The following is a 20689-nucleotide window of genomic DNA, read 5'->3' as shown; positions in this document are numbered from 1 at the left end:
GTATTTTTCACTAAAATGTATTATGATATAGGTGTTAACTCATATAAAGGTGAAATATGCCAGAGAAATGTCTAACTAGTTTGAATCATGTTGTTGCTCTTGGTGGAGGACACGGTTTAGGTCGTGTCATGTCTTCACTTAATGATTTAGGCCCTAAACTGACAGGTATTGTTACAACAACAGATAACGGTGGTTCAACAGGCCGCATTAGGCGCTCTGAAGGTGGAATTGCTTGGGGTGATATGAGAAATTGTTTAAACCAATTAATCACTGTGCCAAGCACGGCATCTAAAATGTTTGAGTATCGTTTTGCTGGAAATGGTGAATTATCAGGGCATAACCTTGGCAATTTGATGTTAAAAGCATTAGATCATCTTAGCATTCGTCCACTTGAGGCTATCAATTTAATTAGAGATCTGCTTAAAATAGATTCTTTCCTAATCCCAATGTCTGAACAACCTGTTGATCTAATGGCTTTTGACCAAGACAATAATCCTATATACGGTGAAGTAAATATCGATGCACTTAGCTATTACCCTAACAATATCCAACTAACTCATAAAGTCACAGCAACTAAAGAAGCAATTACCGCAATTGAAAAAGCACAATTAATCATCATTGGTCCTGGAAGTTTTTTCACAAGCCTGATGCCACTTTTTTTAATGGAAGAACTTGTCATAGCACTTAACAAAAGCACAGCCATACTTTGTTATCTAGGTAACTTAGGTCCCGAAATATCAAAAGCTGCTGCAGCATTGTCCCTGTTCGATAAGCTTGGCATTCTCGAAGAAAAGATGCTTAGTAGAAAAATTGACGCAGTGGTGATAAGTGATTGGGGTAATAAACCCTCTAGATTAGAAGATAAAGTGCTTATTAAAACACCATTAAGCTCTTTAAATGAGCCTAATTTACATGATCGCAAGCTTTTGCGATTAGCATTAAATGAGATGATAAATCGATATCAAAATCAGTGAAGGATATGTTGTGATGCAAGATCGGGCAAATAGAAGAATCAAATCAAAACTTAAATCCAAACTTCTCTTAAAATGGATCGTAAAACTATTTTATGCAAGTATGATATTCGGACTGTTAAGTGGTTTGTTTTTATTTTCTATTAATTACTGGGTAACTTCAAAAACCAGTGCATATATATTCACAACAATAGATGAGATTCCTATAAATCAAGTCGGATTAGTACTTGGTACATCTAAATATTATCGTAACGGTAATTTAAACCAATATTATCAAGCAAGAATCGATGGTGCGGCGAACCTATTTTTTAATAATAAAGTGGAGTATTTATTATTAAGTGGGGACAATAGACAAATCAATTACAATGAACCTATCACTATGCGAAAAGATCTGATTTCTAGAGGAATCGATAAAAATAATATCATACTTGACTACGCAGGTTTTAGAACATTAGATTCAATAGTACGTGCAAAAAAAGTATTCCAACGTGAAAGTTTCACAATCATTACTCAGCGATTTCACTGCGAACGAGCTTTATTTATTGCTATGTTTGAAGGAGTAGATGCGGTATGTTTAGCTGTTGAAGACCCCTATTCTGGTCCGTTCCATTTTAGAGAAGTGCTTGCACGCGTTGCTGCAGTAATCGATCTATATCTTTTAGGTAAAGAACCGTACTTTCTTGGACCTGTGATTTCAATTCCTTCATTCCAGCCAATCAAACCTGAGGATGAAAACGCGGTTGAAATGCCACACACTCGTCAGTCACTGAATTAATATTATATGAATAAAACCAAACGCATCGCTATATTAGAAAGATTACGGGAAAATAACCCTAGTCCAACAACTGAGCTGAACTTCAATTCTCCATTTGAACTGCTAATTGCAGTGCTTCTTTCTGCACAAGCAACAGATGTAGGTGTTAATAAAGCGACACATAAATTATTTGCTGTGGCCAATACTCCTCAAGCTATTTTGGATCTTGGGTTAGAAAAAGTTAGAGAATATATTAAAACTATTGGTTTATTTAATACAAAAGCAGTAAATGTCATGAAGACATGTGAAATTCTAGTTAATAATTACAATGGACAAGTGCCTGAAAACAGGGATGCGCTAGAATCATTACCTGGTGTAGGAAGAAAAACGGCTAACGTAGTTCTTAATACCGCATTTAAATGGCCTACAATTGCAGTCGATACTCATATTTTTAGAGTCTCTAATAGAACAAATTTAGCGCCAGGAAAAAATGTCGTGGAAGTAGAAGAAAAACTCCTAAAGGTCATTCCTGATGAATTTAAATTAGATTGTCATCATTGGTTAATTCTCCACGGAAGATATACCTGTATTGCAAGAAAGCCACGTTGTGTTTCTTGTATTATTGAAGATTTATGTGAGTATAAAGAAAAAACAAATTAAGTGTTTTTTACAAAATGTTTATGCTAATTGCCACTTCTCGATGATATGGCCCAAAATAGATATTACTTTAACAAAAAAACTGGATGAAATATGACCACTAAAAATTTTGATTTAACGAAAATACTTTTTTCACTAATGTTTATTGGTTTAATGCTCGTAGGTTGCCTATGGATATTACGTCCTTTTTTACCAGGTTTAATTTGGGCTTCAATGGTTGTAATTGCAACATGGCCTATGATGCTAAAACTTCAATCTACCTTAAAGTGTAAGCGTATTGTCGCATCAACATTAATGACTCTTATTATCTTGCTTATTTATGTTATACCTGCAATATTGATTGTGGCAAGTGTGATTAAAAATAGCGGATTTATTCTTAATTTCACCTCTAATAATCAAGCAGTTGAAGTACCAGAGCTCCTTATCCTAAAAGATTTACCTTACATCGGTGAGAGTGCATATAACACTTGGCAGTCAGTGATAGCATCAAATGGTAAAGTTATCATCAACCAAATACAACCATATGTAGGTCAAGGAGTGACTTGGCTAGTATCTCAAGCAGCAAACATAGGTAGATTTTTACTTTATAGTGGCCTAATGGTAATGTTTAGTTTTATTCTATATCTAAACGGAGAATTGTGTGCAAACGCAATAAGGCGTTTTGCTATGCGTTTAGCAGGTAATCGCGGTGATAATACAGTATTATTGGCTGGTCAAGCAATTAGAGCTGTAGCGCTTGGTGTCGTAGTAACTGCACTAGCCCAGTCAATTTTCGCAGGTATTGGTCTTGGAATAGCAGGTGTTCCTGCAGCAACCTTACTCACGATGATTATATTCATTCTATGTGTAGCACAACTTGGCGCTTTACCCATATTAGTACCTGCCGTGATTTGGTTATTCTTGTCAGGACAAACGACACTTGGTTGTATATTGTTAGTTTGGACTGTTATAGTTACAACGATGGATGCAGTATTAAGACCATTTTTGATTAAAATGGGAGCTGATCTCCCAATGTTGCTTATTTTAGGTGGTGTTATTGGCGGTTTATTAGGTTTTGGACTAATTGGTTTATTTATTGGCCCTGTAGTCTTAGCTGTTTCATTCCGTTTAATCCAAGCTTGGGTGAGCGAACAAGATGAAATGACGGAACAACAAAAGCAAGAGTAAGCCAATTGCATAACGTATAATAAAATATTAATTTGATTTGCTAAGGCGTAAATTACATTGCTATATTAACAAGCATTTATTTATGAATTAGTTGTAACATTCTAAACTTCTGTAAGTTTAGCATTATATAAATTTCCGCAATGCGGATAATTTTTTTTGGAATAAACGCCATGCAAACTTTTTTATTTATTTCAGTTACATAACATCCCCAGTTTGATTATCAGCACAGGCTATAGGTAACTACAAAAAAACATACCATTTCAACCGTTATATAGATGGCAGACTATCCTTATAGGTTTGTATGGAATTTAGTAATATGTACCATCAAGATTCAGTGCTTAACATTAGTAAATACTATACTTAAAGTAAAATTGCAGTTAGATCGTACGGTAATCAAAACCACCTCTTCCTCTTTAAAATCAATACAATAAAAATCAATAATAGTATCAATGCAATAGAAAAAATAGCAAATGCAATTGCGCTATCTGCACCTGGTATCCCGCCTAGATTTATACCGAAAAGACCTGTAATTAATGTTGCAGGCATAAAAATTACCGTAATAATTGACATTACATATAATCTTTTATTCATTGAATCAGATAAAAGATTATTCAATTCTTCAGATATTATTGCTGTGCGGCTAATGCAAAGATCAATTTCTTCTAGCTCCCTTCTTAGTGCTTCACTTTGTTCATGCAAGTGTTTATGATGATCTCCTTCTAACCAACTAAGTTTTTCTGTCGCCAATCGAAAAACAAGTTCAGTGATAGGTACTAAATACCGACGTGTTAGCGTCAATTGTTTTCTAATTAAGATTAATTCTGTTCTATCATGCAAATTACTTTCAAGTAGTTTATTTTCAATATCCAGTATTTGGTCATGTAAGTAATTAATGTCCTGGCTGAATCTGTCCGTTAATGATTTAAGTAGTGTAATTAACCAATCTCCTACTTCAATATCTTGGTCATCTTCCACAATAATTCTCTGTAAATCATCAAACATTGCTGATTCTAAATTAAAATCTGAAAAAGATTGATTATCACCTTCAAATTCAGTAAGTGAAATAATCATTGTTTTTTTGATTAAAATCCGAATCAAAACATATCGATCTATTTTAGGGTCTTCCTGCTTTTGTGATGTGCTAACTGTATGGTACTTTAAATAAATGACTAAGCCATCAGTAAATCTAATTAGCTTTGATTTGTCACAGTTACTTGCTAAGAAATTTTTTTGTGCTGCATTCAAAAAATCTAATTGTTTAGTAATTTCGCTTTTTCCTATTTTATAGCGATTAGCATTAATATTAATCCATACCGGCTCAGGTATTTTTTTGCTTTTGAGCATTTCATTAACATCATGCACCGATGTTACTTGCTTAATGTACTCTGAATTGCTTAAATTAAATGCAACTATAGGCTTATTTAGCATTTTGAATATTCTCATTTCGTTATACAGTGTAATTTATATCTATTATACGAATTTGCAATACTAATGCTATCAGTTCTAGAATATAGTGAATTATGATTACATAAACCCTTTTGTTTTAAAGAGACTTTTAAGATTTAAATTAATAACATTAACTATTGAAATTTCATTACTTATACTTGACATCCTCCCACTGCTAAAGCAAGGGGATCCTTACTGTGGACCTTCAATTACTTAAATGAGTCACTTCGGTGGGTTCTTGCTTTACAGAGATGTCTAAATTAAGACGTGCAGAAGTATTAAAATTTTTCAGTGACTATGAACCCTGCCTGATTGGATTAGAAGCGTGTGGAACAGCTCACTATTGGGCTTGAGAATTGATAAAGTTAGGTCATGAAGTAAAATTGATAGCACCACAGAAAGTAAAAGCTTACATGGTTGGTAATAAGAATGTTATGCGTGATGCCGAGGCTATCTGTGAAGCAGTTGGTAGACCTCATATGAAATTTGTTAGGGTGAAAAATGAGACCCAGCAAGGCTAACTTGCTATTCATAAGATGCGATAAAATTACGTTAGAGCACGTACTGCTTGTATTAATATCATCAGAGGATTATTAAGTGAATTTGGATACCAGGCAAATCTAGGAAGAGCGCATGCATATAAACTCATAAGCGAAGCATTAGCACTAGAATCACACATACCAGGCGTTTTAAAAGAAGCGCTTGCTCTTCAAAAGGCATGACTAGAACAACTGGATGAAAACAGTAAAAAGCTAGAAGAAAGCGGCCTAAATGACGCGCGATAAAGCAAATGCTCCCGCAGGGTTCATATTCGTAGCAACCTTAGGTCACCACGACTAAGATAAAATTAAAAGAAGTGAAGTTTTTTGCTATAGAAAAAAAGTAAATATCAAAGACAATCCAACAGATTGCGCATAAAAAGATATGATGATTAACTGGTCGAACCGACATGAGAGAAATCTGTTTAAGCCTAAGGCTCCCTAGAAATAAAGCCGTTACATTGATAAGACCTCATGTGCGAATTTCATCCTGTGCTCAGGCTAAAATAGCCTACAAAGAAGCCGAATATATGGAAGTATATGAATTTTGTTAACAATCTCATTTTTTTCTTGCCAATTGGAAAAAAGTCCATATATGTGGGGGGGGCGCATTCTGGTCACCAAGTTACTTTGCGGGTGGCGGTGAGCCTATTACTGTTGTACGTCTGTATTCAGTATATTGAACAGCAACGTACACCTCACTAATTACCAAAAGGGCTGCGAGGCAGTCCGTGCTTACCTCTCTGCCCTAAAGGGCAAAGTTTTACACACTGTTGATAAAAATTGAAATTTGTACCGCTTAAGCATGCATTTTAGTATTTCACCACAAAGCGCTATACCTAAATTTAAAATATAATTAAGAAGAAAGACTCCAATTATGTTTGAAGCGTCCTGATATTTATTCTTACCGCTAGGCTTATTTAAATTTAGCTTAAAATTAAGGAGAGTAACCATTATGGCAAAACAGTCAAAATTAGAGAATGCTTCACAGTAAAGATAGAATTAAAAAACATTTAAATTCAAAATCATACTACGCCACTAGCATTTTTTTGAGCCATTGCGTCGAAAATTAAATTTTAACTCTAGCGCTAGTATTTTTACTTACAAATTAATACTCTATAATTCCAGCATATATAAATATCGTAAACTTTAGTTCTGACACTTCAATACCCCCTATGCCAAACTTCTTGCTTGATTAAAATCTAGCTAGAAAACAAACTGTTTAAAAAAAACAGTTTGTTTTCGTCACTAACTAAATCAATTAGGTTGATTAATTAATCGCGCAGCCATTACATTTCTTATCAAGAATTTGTGTATAAAAATCATTACCTTTATCATCCACAAGAATGAATGCAGGAAACTTTTCAACTTCAATTTTCCAAATCGCTTCCATTCCCAATTCAGGATATTCAACGCATTCAAGTTTTTTAATGCTTTGTTGAGCCAATACAGCTGCGGGGCCACCAATGCTGCCTAAATAAAAACCACCATGTTTATGGCAAGCATCTGTCACTTGCTTACTACGATTTCCCTTTGCAAGCATCACTAAACTTGCGCCATGGGATTGTAATAAATCTACATATGAATCCATTCTACCAGCAGTAGTAGGACCAAGTGAACCTGATGCGTATCCAGCTGGTGTTTTTGCAGGACCCGCATAATAAATTGGATGATTTTTTACATAATCAGGCAATTCTTCACCTGCATCTATGCGCTCTTTAAGTTTTGCGTGAGCAATATCCCGAGCTACAATAATGGTTCCTGTCAATGATAATCTTGTTCCTACTGGGTATTGAGAAATTTTATTCAAGATCTCTTTCATCGGTAAGTTTAAATCAATATTAATTTCACCATGCTCATTGTCATTACGTAACTCATCTGGAATATATTTACCAGGATTAGATTCTAATTTTTCAATCCAGACACCTTCAGCATTTATTTTTGCTTTAATATTCCTATCTGCTGAACATGAAACCCCCATACCAATCGGACAAGATGCGCCATGTCTTGGTAGTCGTATCACACGGATATCATGAGCAAAATATTTACCACCAAACTGTGCTCCTAACCCTAATTTCTGAGCTTCTTGAAGTAACTCAGCTTCAAGTTCTTTATCTCTAAATGCTTGACCATGCTCATTTCCAGTAGTCGGCAAAGTATCGTAATAATGAGTTGAAGCTAATTTAACCACTTTTAATGTTGATTCAGCAGAGGTTCCGCCAATAACGAAAGCTATATGATAAGGGGGACAAGCTGAGGTTCCTATAGACTTCATTTTATCCAATAAATAATTTTTTAATGTTGCAGGGGTGAGAAGTGCTTTTGTTTCTTGATATAAAAATGTTTTATTTGCTGATCCTCCGCCTTTAGCAATGCACAAAAAATGATATTCATTCCCATCAGTTGCATAAAGATCGATTTGAGCAGGTAAATTAGTGCCAGTATTCACTTCGTTATACATTGTCAGTGGAGCATTTTGTGAATACCTCAAGTTATTTTCAGTAAACGTTTTATAAATGCCTCTAGAAAGCGCCTCTTCATCATTTCCACCAGTCCAAACATTTTGCCCTTTTTTCCCCATAATGATTGCAGTACCAGTATCTTGACAAGTAGGCAAAATACCTTTTGCCGCGATTTCAGAATTTCTTAAAAACTGTAATGCAACGTATTTGTCATTATCACTTGCTTCTGAATCCATCAATATTGATGCGACTTGCTTTTGATGGGCTACTCTTAACATAAATGATGCATCATAAAATGCTTGTGCAGATAGCAAACTTAAAGCTTCTGGTTCCACCTTCAAAATTTTCTGACCATTGAATTCATCAATGCTGACATGCTCTTTTGTCAATAAGTAATATTCTGTATTATCTTTTGCAAGAGGAAATGGTTCTTTATATATAAAGGGCTTAGTATTCATGTTGAAAACTCCTAGCTAGTTCTACCTGACAATCTAAAACATGCCTTATTGCAGGAACTGAGTAATGCTGTGTTGAAAATAAAAAAGGGTTATCTATAAAAATAACCCTTTTAAGTTTTTTATATTTAAATGACCAATAGCATCCAAGGATATGCGATAACAAACAAGCCTACGAGGAAGATTAATCCAAAGATAGTTCCAAGTCTCCAATAATCCTTAGTTGGTAAAAATCCACTGCCATAATAAATAGGGCTCGGTCCTGTACCATATGGTGTAATAATCCCCATTAAACCTAACGAAGTTACCATCATCAATGAGAAGACTTCTATATTAATACCTGGCAAAGAAATAGCTATAGTCAAAAATGCAGGTAATAATGCGGTTGTATGTGCGGTAGTACTCGCAAATAAATAGTGCAATAGATAAAATGCAAGAATTATCGCAATGGTTGCAACTTGAGGATTTACGCCCTCTAAAATAATTGCGCCTTCTTTACCTAACCATGTTATGAAACCAACACGTGATAACCCACCGGCTAATGCAACCAATGTAGCAAACCAAGCAAAAGTATTCCAAGCAGGCTTATTTGAAATAATATCATTCCAATTCAAAACGCCTGTCCACAGCATTAAAACAATAACAAATAAAGCTGCCATTGCAGGTTCAATCCAAGCTGTTGCAAAAATCCACATAAATAAGGCTGAACAAACAAATATTAGTAATAAAATTTCATTACGTGTTAAACGACCTAATTTCTCTAATTCTTTACTTGCCCACTTTGGTACATCAGCATTGACTTTTACTTCTGGTGGGTATAGCCAGTAAGCTAATAGCGGTACTGCTAATAACAAAATGACACCTAAGGGTAAAAATGCCAAAAACCACTGTCCCCAAGATATTTTAAATCCTACTACGCTATCAACAATCGCTAATGCTAATAGATTGGGTGCTAAAGCAGACAAAAACATCGAACTTGTCACACAGGTGGTCGCAATAGCTACCCACATTAAGTAAGAACCAATTTTACGAGCACTTGGATCATTAGGTTTAGAACCATATAAAGGTGGCAAGTTTGCTATGATTGGATAAATAGTACCACCACTTCTTGCCGTATTTGAAGGTGTAAATGGTGCAAGTAATAGATCAGAAAAAGCAATGGCATATCCTAATGTTAAACTTCGTTTACCTAAATGCTTTACCAAAATTAATGCTAATCTGCGACCAAACTGAGTTTTATCATATCCAGCTGCAAACATAAATGCACCGAAAATTAACCAAACTGTTGAATTACCAAATCCACTCACAGCCCACTTAAACGCTTCACCAGTAGCTTTAAATTTAGGATCTGCTAGCTCTTCAGGGCTAAATAAAACCCATTGATTTAACATCGCAATCGCGACGATACCAGTTAAACCAATTACAGCTCCAGGCAGAGGTTCAAATATAAGTCCAACAATTACGCCTACAAAAATGGCAAAAAAGTACCATGAATGTGGTGATAACCCATCAGGCACAGGCAATAGAGCGATTAATATCGCGACTATCACTGGTAGTAAAAGCATTATAAGTTTCTTAATAGAAACTCTAGGTTTATCCATGGTAGTGTTCATGATTGAGACCTAATTAAAGTTATTGTTAAAAGAAAGATAATGTGATTTAAGATGCATTTAGCATAAAACACATTAATTATTATTTTAATACAAAAAAAAAAAACCATTCAACCAACCCAAAATAAAAAATGTTACATTAATGTTTATTTTTAAATATACTTAAAAATAAATTCACATTAACTGAATTAACAAATTAGGATCACTTAAAATGTATTAACAGCTAAAAACTGTTTTATTTAATCTTATCGCTTCCATTAATTAGAATCAATTTGAAATATACAGAACAAATGAAAAGTTGATATTAATCAAGTTGCATTCTTTTTTTTTACATAAGTGTTTATTATATGCTACCAGAGTGAACAATCAGAAACCTAAGCCTTTTAACATTTTTAAGTTACTTTCACTGTATATTACTTTGCCTTCACTTAAAGAATTTTAGATTTTTTGCTTAATGCCATTTAATGACTAATCAATTTGATAAATTAAATTAAAATGATATATGACTTATATCAAAAACTGTAATAATTTAATTAAATTTAAATCCAAAACAAGGTAAAATTAATATGATAATTATAGCTATTTTTATTTTCTTACAGAATTTAACCTAACTCAATTTATCAAAACTTGTATGACTAGATTGAGCGATAACATGGATGGGAAAAAACACTTTAACTATGCCTTTTTTAGCTAAAATCTTAGTATGAATTAAACTTCAGGATGGTGAAATAACGATGGATAACTTAAACCAACTGATCAGATAAGGGATTTTATAATACTTTATTAAGTCCCTCCTTTTTCGGAGAACAACCAGATGAATATACAAAACTTAGCGTTTGAACCAATAAAATTACCAAGAGGTGCATTACTAAAAAACCGTTTAGTAATGGCCCCTATGACAACTAGCTCAGGATTTTATGACGGCTCTGTAACTGATGATCTTATCTCATACTATAGCGAGCGAGCAGGTACTATAGGTGCAATTATTGTAGAGTGTTGCTATATTGATAATAAAGGACCTGCATTTCCAGGCGCATTAGCAATTGATAATGACAAAATGATACCTGGTCTTGCAAGAATTGCAAAAGCAATTAAGTCAAAAGGTTCTAAAGCTATTTTGCAGATTTATCATGGCGGGAGAATGGTTGAACCAGAGCTCATTGGAGGCAAAACTCCTGTAGCACCAAGTGCGGTTGCAGCCCCTCGTGAAGGAGCAACAACCCCAATCGAACTAACCGCATCAGAAATTGATATGATGGTTACTAAGTTTGGTGATGCCGTCAATCGTGCTATCAAAGCAGGCTACGATGGTGTTGAAATTCATGGTGCAAATACCTATTTAATCCAGCAGTTTTTCTCACCTCATTCAAATCGCAGAGAAGATAAATGGGGAGGCGATAGAGAGAAAAGAGCCACCTTCCCAATGGCAATTTTAGATATTACTCATAAAATGGCTGAACGTTCGGCTAATGATAACTTTATCATCGGATATCGTTTTTCTCCTGAAGAGATTGAAGTTCCTGGAATACGATTTGATGATACTATGTTCTTGTTGGAAAAATTAGCAGCACAAGGCCTCGATTACGTCCATTTTTCTATGGGACATTATAAACGTTCCTCAATAGTGAATACAGAGGATATGACTCCGCTTATAACCAAATTCATAAAGTCTCGTTCTGAAGCGCTTGCTAAAGTGCCAGTTATTGGTGTAGGTAGTGTAGTAAATACCGCAGATGTAGAACAAGCATTAGATCTTGGCTATGACTTAGTTGCTGCAGGAAAAGCTTGCATCGCTCATCCTGATTGGGCAGATAAAATCACTCAAAATGAAGAGCTTGATTTATCAATGGATTATAACCAAAGAATTGCACTTAAAGTGCCTGAGCCACTTTGGAGATTTTCTCTTGTAGATGCGATGATAAGAGAAGTTCAACCTACAACTCGTAATTATAAAGTAGGTGTTTATCAAGAAAAAATTGAATTAGAGGCTCAAAAACTCAAAATTAATGTTGAATTATCCACTGATAGAATTACAGATATTACTATGACAGTAGATGACTCACTTGATGTTGATTTTACTACTACCTTTGAAGAATTACGAACTCGCATGCTGGTAGCCAATAGTCCATATGTTGATGCCATAGCAGGCGCTACCGCGCAAAGCGAAGCCTTAAAAAAAGCTGTTTCACGTGCATTAACCACCTCTAGCAAAGATCATATCATCTCAACAGGTGGTAACCCTAATGAAGGGGTTGTCTATGATGTCGTTGTAATTGGAAGTGGTGGCGCAGGTTTATCTGCTGCCATTCAAGCTCACGATGAAGGTGCAAATGTTGTCATTATTGAACAAATGCCAACAATTGGTGGTAACACCGTAAAAGCTTCCGTTGGTATGAATGCTGCTGGGACAATTTATCAAAAACTAAAAGGTATAGATGATAATGCACAGCTTTTCTTTGACGAATCCTTAAAAGGTGGCCAATTTAAAAATGATCAAGAGCTTTTAAGAAGTTTTGTTGATTCAGCCCCTCTTGCAATTGAATGGCTTGCAGATCACGGCATTGAATTATGCGACATCACCATTACAGGCGGGATGAGTATTGATAGGACGCACAGACCGGGTGATCGTTCAGCTGTAGGAGGGTATCTAATTAGTGGTTTAGTTAAAAATATTGTTTCTAGACAAATTGAAGTATTGCTAGATACTAAGGTAATTGAAATTTTAACTGAAAATAATGAAATATGTGGTGTACGTGTCGAAGACGAATACAATGAACAGACCATTATTAAAGCAAAAAGTATCGTAGTTGCAACAGGTGGATTTAGCGCTAATAAGAAAATGGTTTTAGAATATCGACCAGAGCTTGATGGTTTTGTTACAACTAATCATAAAGGTGCTAATGGCTCTGGAATTAGTTTACTTCAAAAATTAGGTTCTGGTGTGGTCGATCTGAAAGAGATTCAAATTCATCCTACTGTAGAGCAAACAACTTCATACTTAATTTCAGAATCAATACGTGGTGGTGGAGCCATTTTAGTCAGTCAAGCAGGTCGCCGTTTCTATAATGAAATGGAAACCCGCGATAAAGTATCTGCTGCTATTATTGAATTACCTGAAAAAACAGCTTGGATTCTATTTGATGACCAAATTAGATCAAATAATAAAGCAGCAGACGAATATATTGAGCAAGGTTTTGTGCAGCAAGCACCTACATTAGAGGCGTTAGCTAAAAAGATCAATATTGACATTAAAGCACTTCAGCCCACTATCGATAAATTTAATCAAGCTGTTTCAATTCAGCATGATGAAGAATTTGGTAGAGCAACTGCTTTGCGTGTTCCAATCGAAAAAGGTCCATTTTATGCGATTCTTATCGCCCCAGGTATTCATCATACTATGGGTGGTGTGACTATTGATACTGATGCGACTGTATTGAAAACAAACCGTAGACCAATTCGTGGTGTGTGGGCAGCGGGTGAAGTTACTGGTGGGATTCATGGTGCTAACCGAATTGGCGGGAACGCTGTAGCTGATATCGTTATTTTTGGTATCAAAGCTGGTCGTCAAGCCGCTATTTATGCGCAAAACAAACGCTAAGTCATCATCTTTATTTGAAAGTGATATTAATCTTGATATCACTTTCATTTTTGACACTTTAAGCCTCGGTTCATTATTTAAAAGACATCACTATTTTGAAATACAGAATAAATCTTTTGATAGAGACTAAATGGTGATCTATTTAAATATCTATAACTTAAATGGCCAAAATGAAAACTAAATTATCAAAAGAATTTTCTCCTGTATCCGCTGCCACACATCAAATAACGGTTAGATGCTATTTGAAAATTTAATGAGAGGGTGGTATCACATGAGGAAAATAAATTCCTATGAAATTTAGCATACTAAAGAATCACGCTACGAAAGGTTCGTGCTAGCTTGCTTAGATGTACTAGGATGTTTATAATTAGTAAACTATGTCCACCCTACTGTTCTGTTAACATTTTCGTCCCACTTCCCTAAAATACGAGAATCAACCTTTAGGTGATTAATGAAAAATACCACTCCTTCCAATTCTTGCCTATATACTTTCGAATCTCAGATGATGGGTTCTACAATACAAATAAAAACATTTTCTGATGAAAAAGTACTTATTAAAAACATCTTTAGGATTATTAAACACTATGAGAATGTGCTGACAGTAAATCGGCTTAATTCACAAATTATGATGGTCAACAGCAATGCTGGCGTTGGCCCTATTAAAGTTGATAAGGATATCTATGCACTGGTAAAGCAAGCAAAAAATGCGAGTATTTTACCCAATAGCTTATTTAACCTCGCCATTGGCCCATTAGTCAAATTATGGAAAATAGGCTTTAAAGGACAAAACTTACCATTGCAGAAAGATATTCAAGAAAAGTTATCTCTTATTTCTCCATTTGACGTGATTTTAGATGATGATGAAAATTCTATTTTTTTAGCTAAACCTAGGATGGAAATTGACTTAGGTGCAATTGCAAAAGGCTTTATTGCTGACATTGTTAGAGAATATGCTATCGATAATGGTATAGCTTATATGTTAATAAACTTAGGAGGAAATATTCATACCCTAAGTCCAAATGATATGACCTATCATAAAGTTAATTCACATAATTGCAGCGATATTGCAAAAACAGATAATCATTTTGATGGTTGGTCTATCGGTCTAAAAAAACCATTTACTGAATCTGAGTTTATAGGTACTTTTTGTATTTTTAATCAGTCAGTGGTCACCTCCGGTGTATATGAACGTTATTTCCACCTTAATAATAAGCTTTACCACCATATCTTATGCAGCCAAACAGGTTATCCAGTTGAAAATGATTTGTTGAGTGTAACTGTATTCTCTAATTCCTCTATTGATGGTGAAATTTGGTCTACAATTTTGTTTGGCTTAGGTGCACAAGAAGGGATTAAAGTTATCCAAACTTTAAATGGTATCGATGCCATATTCGTTACTCGAGATGAAAAAATTTATTTGAGCCAATCAAACTTATCTCATTTTAAATTATTAGATACTTCCTATCATATTCATACCTTTACCTAATTATTGATTGGGTATTTTAGTCACTATCCACCTCACCTAAAGGCGAAGCTTTTATCAAATCTTATGAAGCTCTTGAGTTAAAACCCTACAATGATTCAGAAGGTTATTGTACAATTGGTTGGGGGGGCATTTGATAACAAAAAAATCGTGTAACTTAATTGAAATACCAGAGGAATTTGCTGAGAAAGATGAGGATGGAAATAATTTATTTGATATAGAAGCAGCTGATGATTTATTTAAAGAAGATATTGTTCGGTTTGAAGAAGCTGTTCGAGCGCTTGGTGTACAACTATATCAGCATGAGTTTTATGCGTTAACCAACCTTAGTTATAATATGGAGACATCTGGATTTAACAATACACCAAATTTAGTTAAAGCATTAAAAGCAGGTGATTACGAAAACGCGGCTCCTGAGTTTTTAGATATTACAAATGGAGGAGATAAAGGTTTGAAAAGGCGTCGACAAGCTGAATTTAATATTTTTACTAAAAATCACTATGAGAACAACTAAGGAAGTTCAGAACATGTCATTAAAAAAAATCACATTTTTAATACTCTTTTTTTTAATGCCGCACACCTGGGCTGAGGAGTCATTTTGGCGGTTTGAGAAAATGATTAAAACTGCCGATATTAGTAATGAATATATAGATATAGAACCAATCATGGATTTCTTCATACAACATCCATTAAGGATCACCCCAGAACAGATATTTATAAACGAACAATGTTTTTACCACTACGGTACTAAAATGAAATATTTTACTCAATTATCTACAGATGAGCTTGTACAAGAGAAACGCTATTCGGATGAGTATTACACTAAATGGATTCAAAATTTTGAACACTTTAATTTGAATGTGGAAAATGGAGTACCCGTAGTATTCGCCGATTGGAATAACACAACTTGCCCAACGAGTTTGTTAAAGCCATTAAGCTTTTTTTATCATTTTGAGAATAAATTAATCTTTTCTTATGATGCTTATAAGGTAAGTTATGTACAAAGTTCAGAAGCACCAACTCAAGTCTTTGATAAAAAAATTGAAGTCCTTCCACACCAGTATCCTTACTTATGTTATTTTAATTTATATCGCGAAATGACGCGTAGCGCGTGTAAGGAGTTACAACTAACACCGAAGCTAGTTAGGACATTATATATTCCGAAAGATGAGCAAATCTACTCTGTCTTTAACCTACCTGAGCAAGAAAATAACCCTATAGAAAAATATGAAATTATTTTCGAAAAAAAATATTCACAATTTAAAAATATTTTTGAATTAATTCCAGGTAATAAATCTTTAGATTTCTTTATTGAAGATGAAAAATTTACCGCGGTAGCTTTATCACAAGATAATACCATTTTAGATAAATGGCAATTTGATGGTGAAAATATTTATGTTAATGATGAACTTATGACTCATCCTGCAGGAAAGAAAGTTACCCAAATCTCAATTAATTTTTCACAGAATGAAGATGCTATTTCATGCATTAATACTCCATTTGATATCGAAAGTTATTCATGGTCACGGACATGCAGGTATCGACAAGATTTCATGCAAAGCTACAACCTTTTTGTAAAACGTAATTCAAAATCAGAAACTCCTGTTAATTTTTTAAAACAATTGACCCAAGGGAAAGATGAAGAAATTCCGTGTACAGAATCAGGCTGTATTAGTATTGATTATAAATGGATAAATAAAGCTCATTTAATGATTCGTGTCAGCTGGGATGGCGGCATAGATACATATGAATTCATTGAAAAAAATGGAGAAACATCTATCAAAGAGATAAATTATCCAGATTAGCTCTTTAGTTAATTCATACAAAAAAGCAGGGGAAGTTCACTCTAAGGCATTGACTTAATACAATTAAAATTCAACTCATTGTTCATGAATTATTTCTTGATACTAGTAAAATGAAACAAAAATAACCGGTCATAACATACAAAAAATAGCATTTCAACAACATGATATCAATAGGTTGCTATTGAAGTTACGAATATTCACAGCGTATTGCGGCAGATGTCAACACTATTGTCACAAAATTTTAAGCTTTGTGCTATTATTTTTTATTATCCAATTTCGAAACAGGATTTAGCGTCACCTGTGTGATTCGTGAAAAGCTTCTAGTTTTCCCTTTAGCAAACCTTTTAGGGTGTTTGTTAAAATGTTATTTGGCGAATTCAATTAACATTGAGTACATTACAAGTAATTTATTAGGAAATGACATTTCAAACACTGACGCTGCAAGATGATATATCAGATATTATAATTACAGCAGGATCAACTCTGTAATTGGCTACATGACGCCATTACAAAAAAGAAGAGAATTATTAAAAACAGGCTAAAAAACCCTACAAAAAAACTTGACCAGTACAAAGTTAAATGATTCAGAATAATTAATCGAACCAATAAGCTGAATCATCTTGCAAAATAAATAATGATAAAGTTAATCAGCCATATTGATTTTTTCAGTAGTCGTATATTCACCTTGCTGAGTGAATCGATAAATATCCTCTCCACCACTCCAACTCACACTAACCTCTAGGGTCATATTACCTTCCCAGCGGTATTGGATGTCTAAACACCCACTGTCATTACATTTTACCGTTTCGTTTTTATTCGGCTCAATTTCAGATAAAAAGTTTATTTTATTTTTTGACTGATTTAATTCTTGGATCAAGGATTTATATGATTCTGAAAGAGTATTTTTTGCTACACAAGTTATTTCATGCGTATAAAAAGCCCCCTCCACAGCTGACTCATAACACAATTGATTATTTTTGACATTATAATCAAATCCAATTAAAAGTGCGTTCTGTTCGTCTGTTTGCGGAATAACCCTATCATTTAAATAAATTTGTTTGCCATCAAACTGCCAGATTTGTTTAAATTCATGATTATTGGGTGTATTAAAAATCAGCGTAAACCGATCCCCCTCCATTTTATACGCATACTCAAATCCATTAGGTGAAAAATCGAGTATTTTTTGTGGAAAACTTTGAGGGAAATCTTCAGGAAAATTTAACCCATCTTGTTTTATAAGCAGTAGCCTTTCTAATTGATTATTTTTTTGTTTTGGAATTTGGACAAGAGAATAAACAAGATGACTGTTTTTACTGGAAAGCGACGTTAATAACTCAGATTTTAAGGAAAGGTTTCTACAATCCTCTTTATAAATCATATAATTATATAAATTATAGTAACAGAGGTATGGATAGGATGGTCCAACAGCCACACCCTTATTCGAATCTAATGTATTATTTGCTGAATTAGCGGATATTTTATGGTAGCTGACGTAGAAATCATCATAAAAAAATACAACATTATCGTTAAATAGTAGTGGGGGGTGATTAAACAGATTGCAGTGCGGTGATGAGGGTACGAGCACACTCGAATTTTCTTTGAAGTCAAACCCAAATTTAGCTAGTTCTCCACCACTGATTATTGCACTACGATCACTGCCATAATATTCAACGTCAGTCATTTGTTTTGCCACATAATCAAATTCACAAAAATTTCCCATTTTGAATTGATGATCAGACAAAGAAATATCTATTGTAGAAAAAATATTGCGTAATGATTCCATATCGACATACTCATTAGCAAAATTGCCCTTTTTTGTGATTTTATCAAAATGAAATAATTCCGCAGACTGTGAAAATGGAGAAATAATAGAGAACATGATGATTAAGTTTTTTATCCGTTTCATATAGATCCTTTAAAAATTATTTATTATTTATATATTCATCCTTAGTAAAAATATTATATTCTGCTTTTCTACGTCTGACTAAGCCCTTATCACCTTGATTTGTGATATCTAAAAACTCATTAGCGACTAAATCATAATCTTTTGATTGTAAGTATTTATACATTTTAGGGGCTCCATTCTCAACAAAGAAATTTTTACCAGTATTAAAAAGTAAACTAGCTAAAGCAACATATTCATATTGATAAAGAGGAATATCAAGATTTTGGACTACTTTCTCAACTGGTGCTAAATCGCTGGCGAACATTAAATCCGCCTTAGCTTGAATAACTCCCCCCTGAAATTCAATTGGAATAGTAATATTTTCACATGAATTACGTTCAATTAAATGACCATAGCCGATCGTGCAAAATCCTTTAGAATCATTATAAGCTTTCAGTTTTAGTGCTTCCCACGATTTGATAAACTCAATTCCTTTCTCAGATATTCTTAACTCTTTTGATGGTGTTCTATCGTCATCTGATTGACTTGTTCGTATTTGATTAAAGGTTGTTTCATAGCCTTCAATTAATATTTCCAACGGATCGTTTAAATCATCTCTTCGTTCAATTTTTTTACCTTGATACCCATTCTCTTCTGTTTGATTGATATGCCCCTTACAGGTGAGAGGTGCTTTGCTAAGATCCCCCAGTCACCCACTAATGCAATTTCACGCCCCAACACATTCTCATTAGATGACACTGAGACAGCTACTCCACCCTGCGACAGCTTATCTTCCAATCGAATTAAACCTTTCATCCTCCACTCCAATACTTGTTAGACTCAAAATAATTTGTTCAGTGTTCAGCCTGCTATACTAAAGCCTCTTAAAGAAAAAATACACGTGTATTTATTCTCTTCCTTTTGCAATAAATATATCACTATTTAATGATGCTATAGCGAATTAATCTTCCGGTTATGGTTGCGCTTCTTGCTGTAATTATTGCATTTCATTGCGCCTGCATTTGGGCGGTGGCGCGGTGCACGATTCGATATCAATCTCCAGTGGCCATTTAATGAGTTTTGCAAGTCGTACAGGATCCTCTGATGTAGTCGGGTTACCAGTGAAATACGGCGTGTCAGGGGCTTTCATGCCGAGCATATAACGGCAACAAAAATTCCATGTTTCACTCAGTTGCTTGATATTGCCGATTGTCCCCACCAAGACAAATTTATCGATCACTTCTTTTGTACCCTGTTTGCACGCCACACACGTTAAACGATACCCTTGATCATACCGTCCGACACGCGCTGTAATCACCCCATACACATCTTGCCAATCATACACTTTGACAGTGGTCGTCCATTTTGCATAAGGATTGTATTTTCTATTAAATTGATAGACATAGATTTTTTGACGCTTTCGGTTGAGACGGATGGGAATTTCACGGGGGTGCTTGATATAGAGTTTTAGTTGAAATAAACCTAAAGTGAGTAAAATGAAAAATGATATCACGTGGATTCGTATAATAAGTGCATAGCCGCTGTGAGTCGCATGGCATTAATTGAGGGTCGAAAAGATCAAGACTCAGAGATATAATGCTAAGCGACTAAACTAAGCAGAGGGCTACACAATGAGCTACAATCACCTGAGTCTTGAAGAAAGGCATTATATCAATACTGCATTAAAAAAAGAAATTTCTATATCACAAATAGCAAAAGATCTTGAGCGTTCACAAAGTACAATCAGCAGAGAAGTAAACCGTAATAAAGGACACCGAGGGTATCGTTATAAGCAAGCAAATAGCAAAGCCTTACAACGTCATAAAGATAAGCATAAACACGTAAAATTGACAGTTG

At 34.5% G+C, this 20689-nt stretch carries 17 protein-coding genes; 10 read left to right on the top strand and 7 right to left on the bottom strand.

The genetic code is table 11. From position 1 onward, the window contains the following. The first annotated feature begins 56 nt into the window (after positions 1–56). From yvcK to ydiK, 4 genes are all read left to right on the top strand, one after another. Positions 57–974, top strand: coding sequence for a uridine diphosphate-N-acetylglucosamine-binding protein YvcK (yvcK, locus tag BMW37_RS11660; protein ID WP_093321293.1), 918 nt, complete (start codon positions 57–59; stop codon positions 972–974). A gap of 13 nt (positions 975–987) precedes the next feature. Continuing rightward, complete coding sequence (locus BMW37_RS11655; RefSeq protein ID WP_245711061.1) at positions 988–1746, top strand: SanA/YdcF family protein; 759 nt, start codon at positions 988–990, stop codon at positions 1744–1746. Positions 1747–1752: 6 nt separating this feature from the next. Next, positions 1753–2385: an endonuclease III gene (gene nth, locus BMW37_RS11650; protein WP_093321290.1), complete on the top strand. Its 633-nt coding sequence runs from the start codon at positions 1753–1755 to the stop codon at positions 2383–2385. A 90-nt stretch (positions 2386–2475) separates the two neighbouring features. Continuing rightward, positions 2476–3549, top strand: a complete 1074-nt coding sequence (ydiK, locus tag BMW37_RS11645) for an AI-2E family transporter YdiK (protein WP_093321288.1) — start codon at positions 2476–2478, stop codon at positions 3547–3549. Between the two features lie 393 nt (positions 3550–3942). Here the strand turns inward: ydiK and BMW37_RS11640 are convergent, their stop codons facing one another. Then, a complete protein-coding gene (locus BMW37_RS11640) occupies positions 3943–4977 on the bottom strand; it encodes a CorA family divalent cation transporter (protein WP_177168658.1) in 1035 nt (344 codons plus the stop codon). Between the two features lie 374 nt (positions 4978–5351). On the opposite strand from BMW37_RS11640, the gene BMW37_RS14970 reads away from it, so the two are divergent. Further along, positions 5352–5516, top strand: a complete 165-nt coding sequence (locus BMW37_RS14970; protein WP_143047647.1) for a transposase — start codon at positions 5352–5354, stop codon at positions 5514–5516. A 1288-nt stretch (positions 5517–6804) separates the two neighbouring features. Here BMW37_RS14970 and BMW37_RS11635 read toward each other — a convergent pair. Then, positions 6805–8454 (bottom strand): fumarate hydratase, encoded by a 1650-nt coding sequence (locus BMW37_RS11635; protein WP_093321282.1) that lies wholly within the window; start codon positions 8452–8454, stop codon positions 6805–6807. A gap of 125 nt (positions 8455–8579) precedes the next feature. Then, complete coding sequence (locus BMW37_RS11630; protein WP_093321279.1) at positions 8580–10064, bottom strand: anion permease; 1485 nt, start codon at positions 10062–10064, stop codon at positions 8580–8582. A gap of 811 nt (positions 10065–10875) precedes the next feature. On the opposite strand from BMW37_RS11630, the gene BMW37_RS11625 reads away from it, so the two are divergent. The 4 genes from BMW37_RS11625 to BMW37_RS11610 all read left to right on the top strand — a co-directional run bounded on the left by BMW37_RS11625 (position 10876) and on the right by BMW37_RS11610 (position 16947). Then, positions 10876–13659: a flavocytochrome c gene (locus BMW37_RS11625; RefSeq protein ID WP_093321277.1), complete on the top strand. Its 2784-nt coding sequence runs from the start codon at positions 10876–10878 to the stop codon at positions 13657–13659. 451 nt (positions 13660–14110) lie between these two features. Continuing rightward, positions 14111–15145 (top strand): FAD:protein FMN transferase, encoded by a 1035-nt coding sequence (locus tag BMW37_RS11620; protein ID WP_093321274.1) that lies wholly within the window; start codon positions 14111–14113, stop codon positions 15143–15145. 130 nt (positions 15146–15275) lie between these two features. Continuing rightward, the gene (locus BMW37_RS11615) at positions 15276–15656 is read left to right on the top strand and encodes a lysozyme (protein WP_177168657.1); all 381 of its coding nucleotides are present in this window, start codon (positions 15276–15278) and stop codon (positions 15654–15656) included. Positions 15657–15669: 13 nt separating this feature from the next. Next, positions 15670–16947, top strand: coding sequence for a hypothetical protein (locus tag BMW37_RS11610; protein ID WP_093321268.1), 1278 nt, complete (start codon positions 15670–15672; stop codon positions 16945–16947). A gap of 643 nt (positions 16948–17590) precedes the next feature. Here the strand turns inward: BMW37_RS11610 and BMW37_RS11605 are convergent. The 4 genes from BMW37_RS11605 to BMW37_RS15815 form a co-directional block, all read right to left on the bottom strand. Beyond that, a complete protein-coding gene (locus BMW37_RS11605) occupies positions 17591–18853 on the bottom strand; it encodes a hypothetical protein (RefSeq protein ID WP_093321266.1) in 1263 nt (420 codons plus the stop codon). Positions 18854–18869: 16 nt separating this feature from the next. Continuing rightward, positions 18870–19430 carry a lysozyme gene (locus BMW37_RS11600; RefSeq protein WP_093321263.1) on the bottom strand — a complete coding sequence of 187 codons (561 nt, stop codon included), beginning with the start codon at positions 19428–19430 and terminating at the stop codon, positions 18870–18872. Positions 19431–19438: 8 nt separating this feature from the next. Further along, complete coding sequence (locus BMW37_RS11595; RefSeq protein ID WP_093321260.1) at positions 19439–19648, bottom strand: PAAR domain-containing protein; 210 nt, start codon at positions 19646–19648, stop codon at positions 19439–19441. A gap of 181 nt (positions 19649–19829) precedes the next feature. Beyond that, positions 19830–20345, bottom strand: a complete 516-nt coding sequence (locus BMW37_RS15815) for a DUF6708 domain-containing protein (protein ID WP_093321258.1) — start codon at positions 20343–20345, stop codon at positions 19830–19832. A gap of 118 nt (positions 20346–20463) precedes the next feature. On the opposite strand from BMW37_RS15815, the gene BMW37_RS11585 reads away from it, so the two are divergent. Beyond that, a partial coding sequence (locus BMW37_RS11585; protein WP_143047645.1) for a helix-turn-helix domain-containing protein occupies positions 20464–20689 on the top strand: 226 nt, incomplete at its 3' end.

It is taken from the genome of Thorsellia anophelis DSM 18579 (assembly GCF_900111395.1).
GTDB classification, from domain to species: Bacteria; Pseudomonadota; Gammaproteobacteria; order Enterobacterales; family Thorselliaceae; genus Thorsellia; species Thorsellia anophelis.
This window is presented reverse-complemented; position numbering and strand designations above follow the sequence as displayed.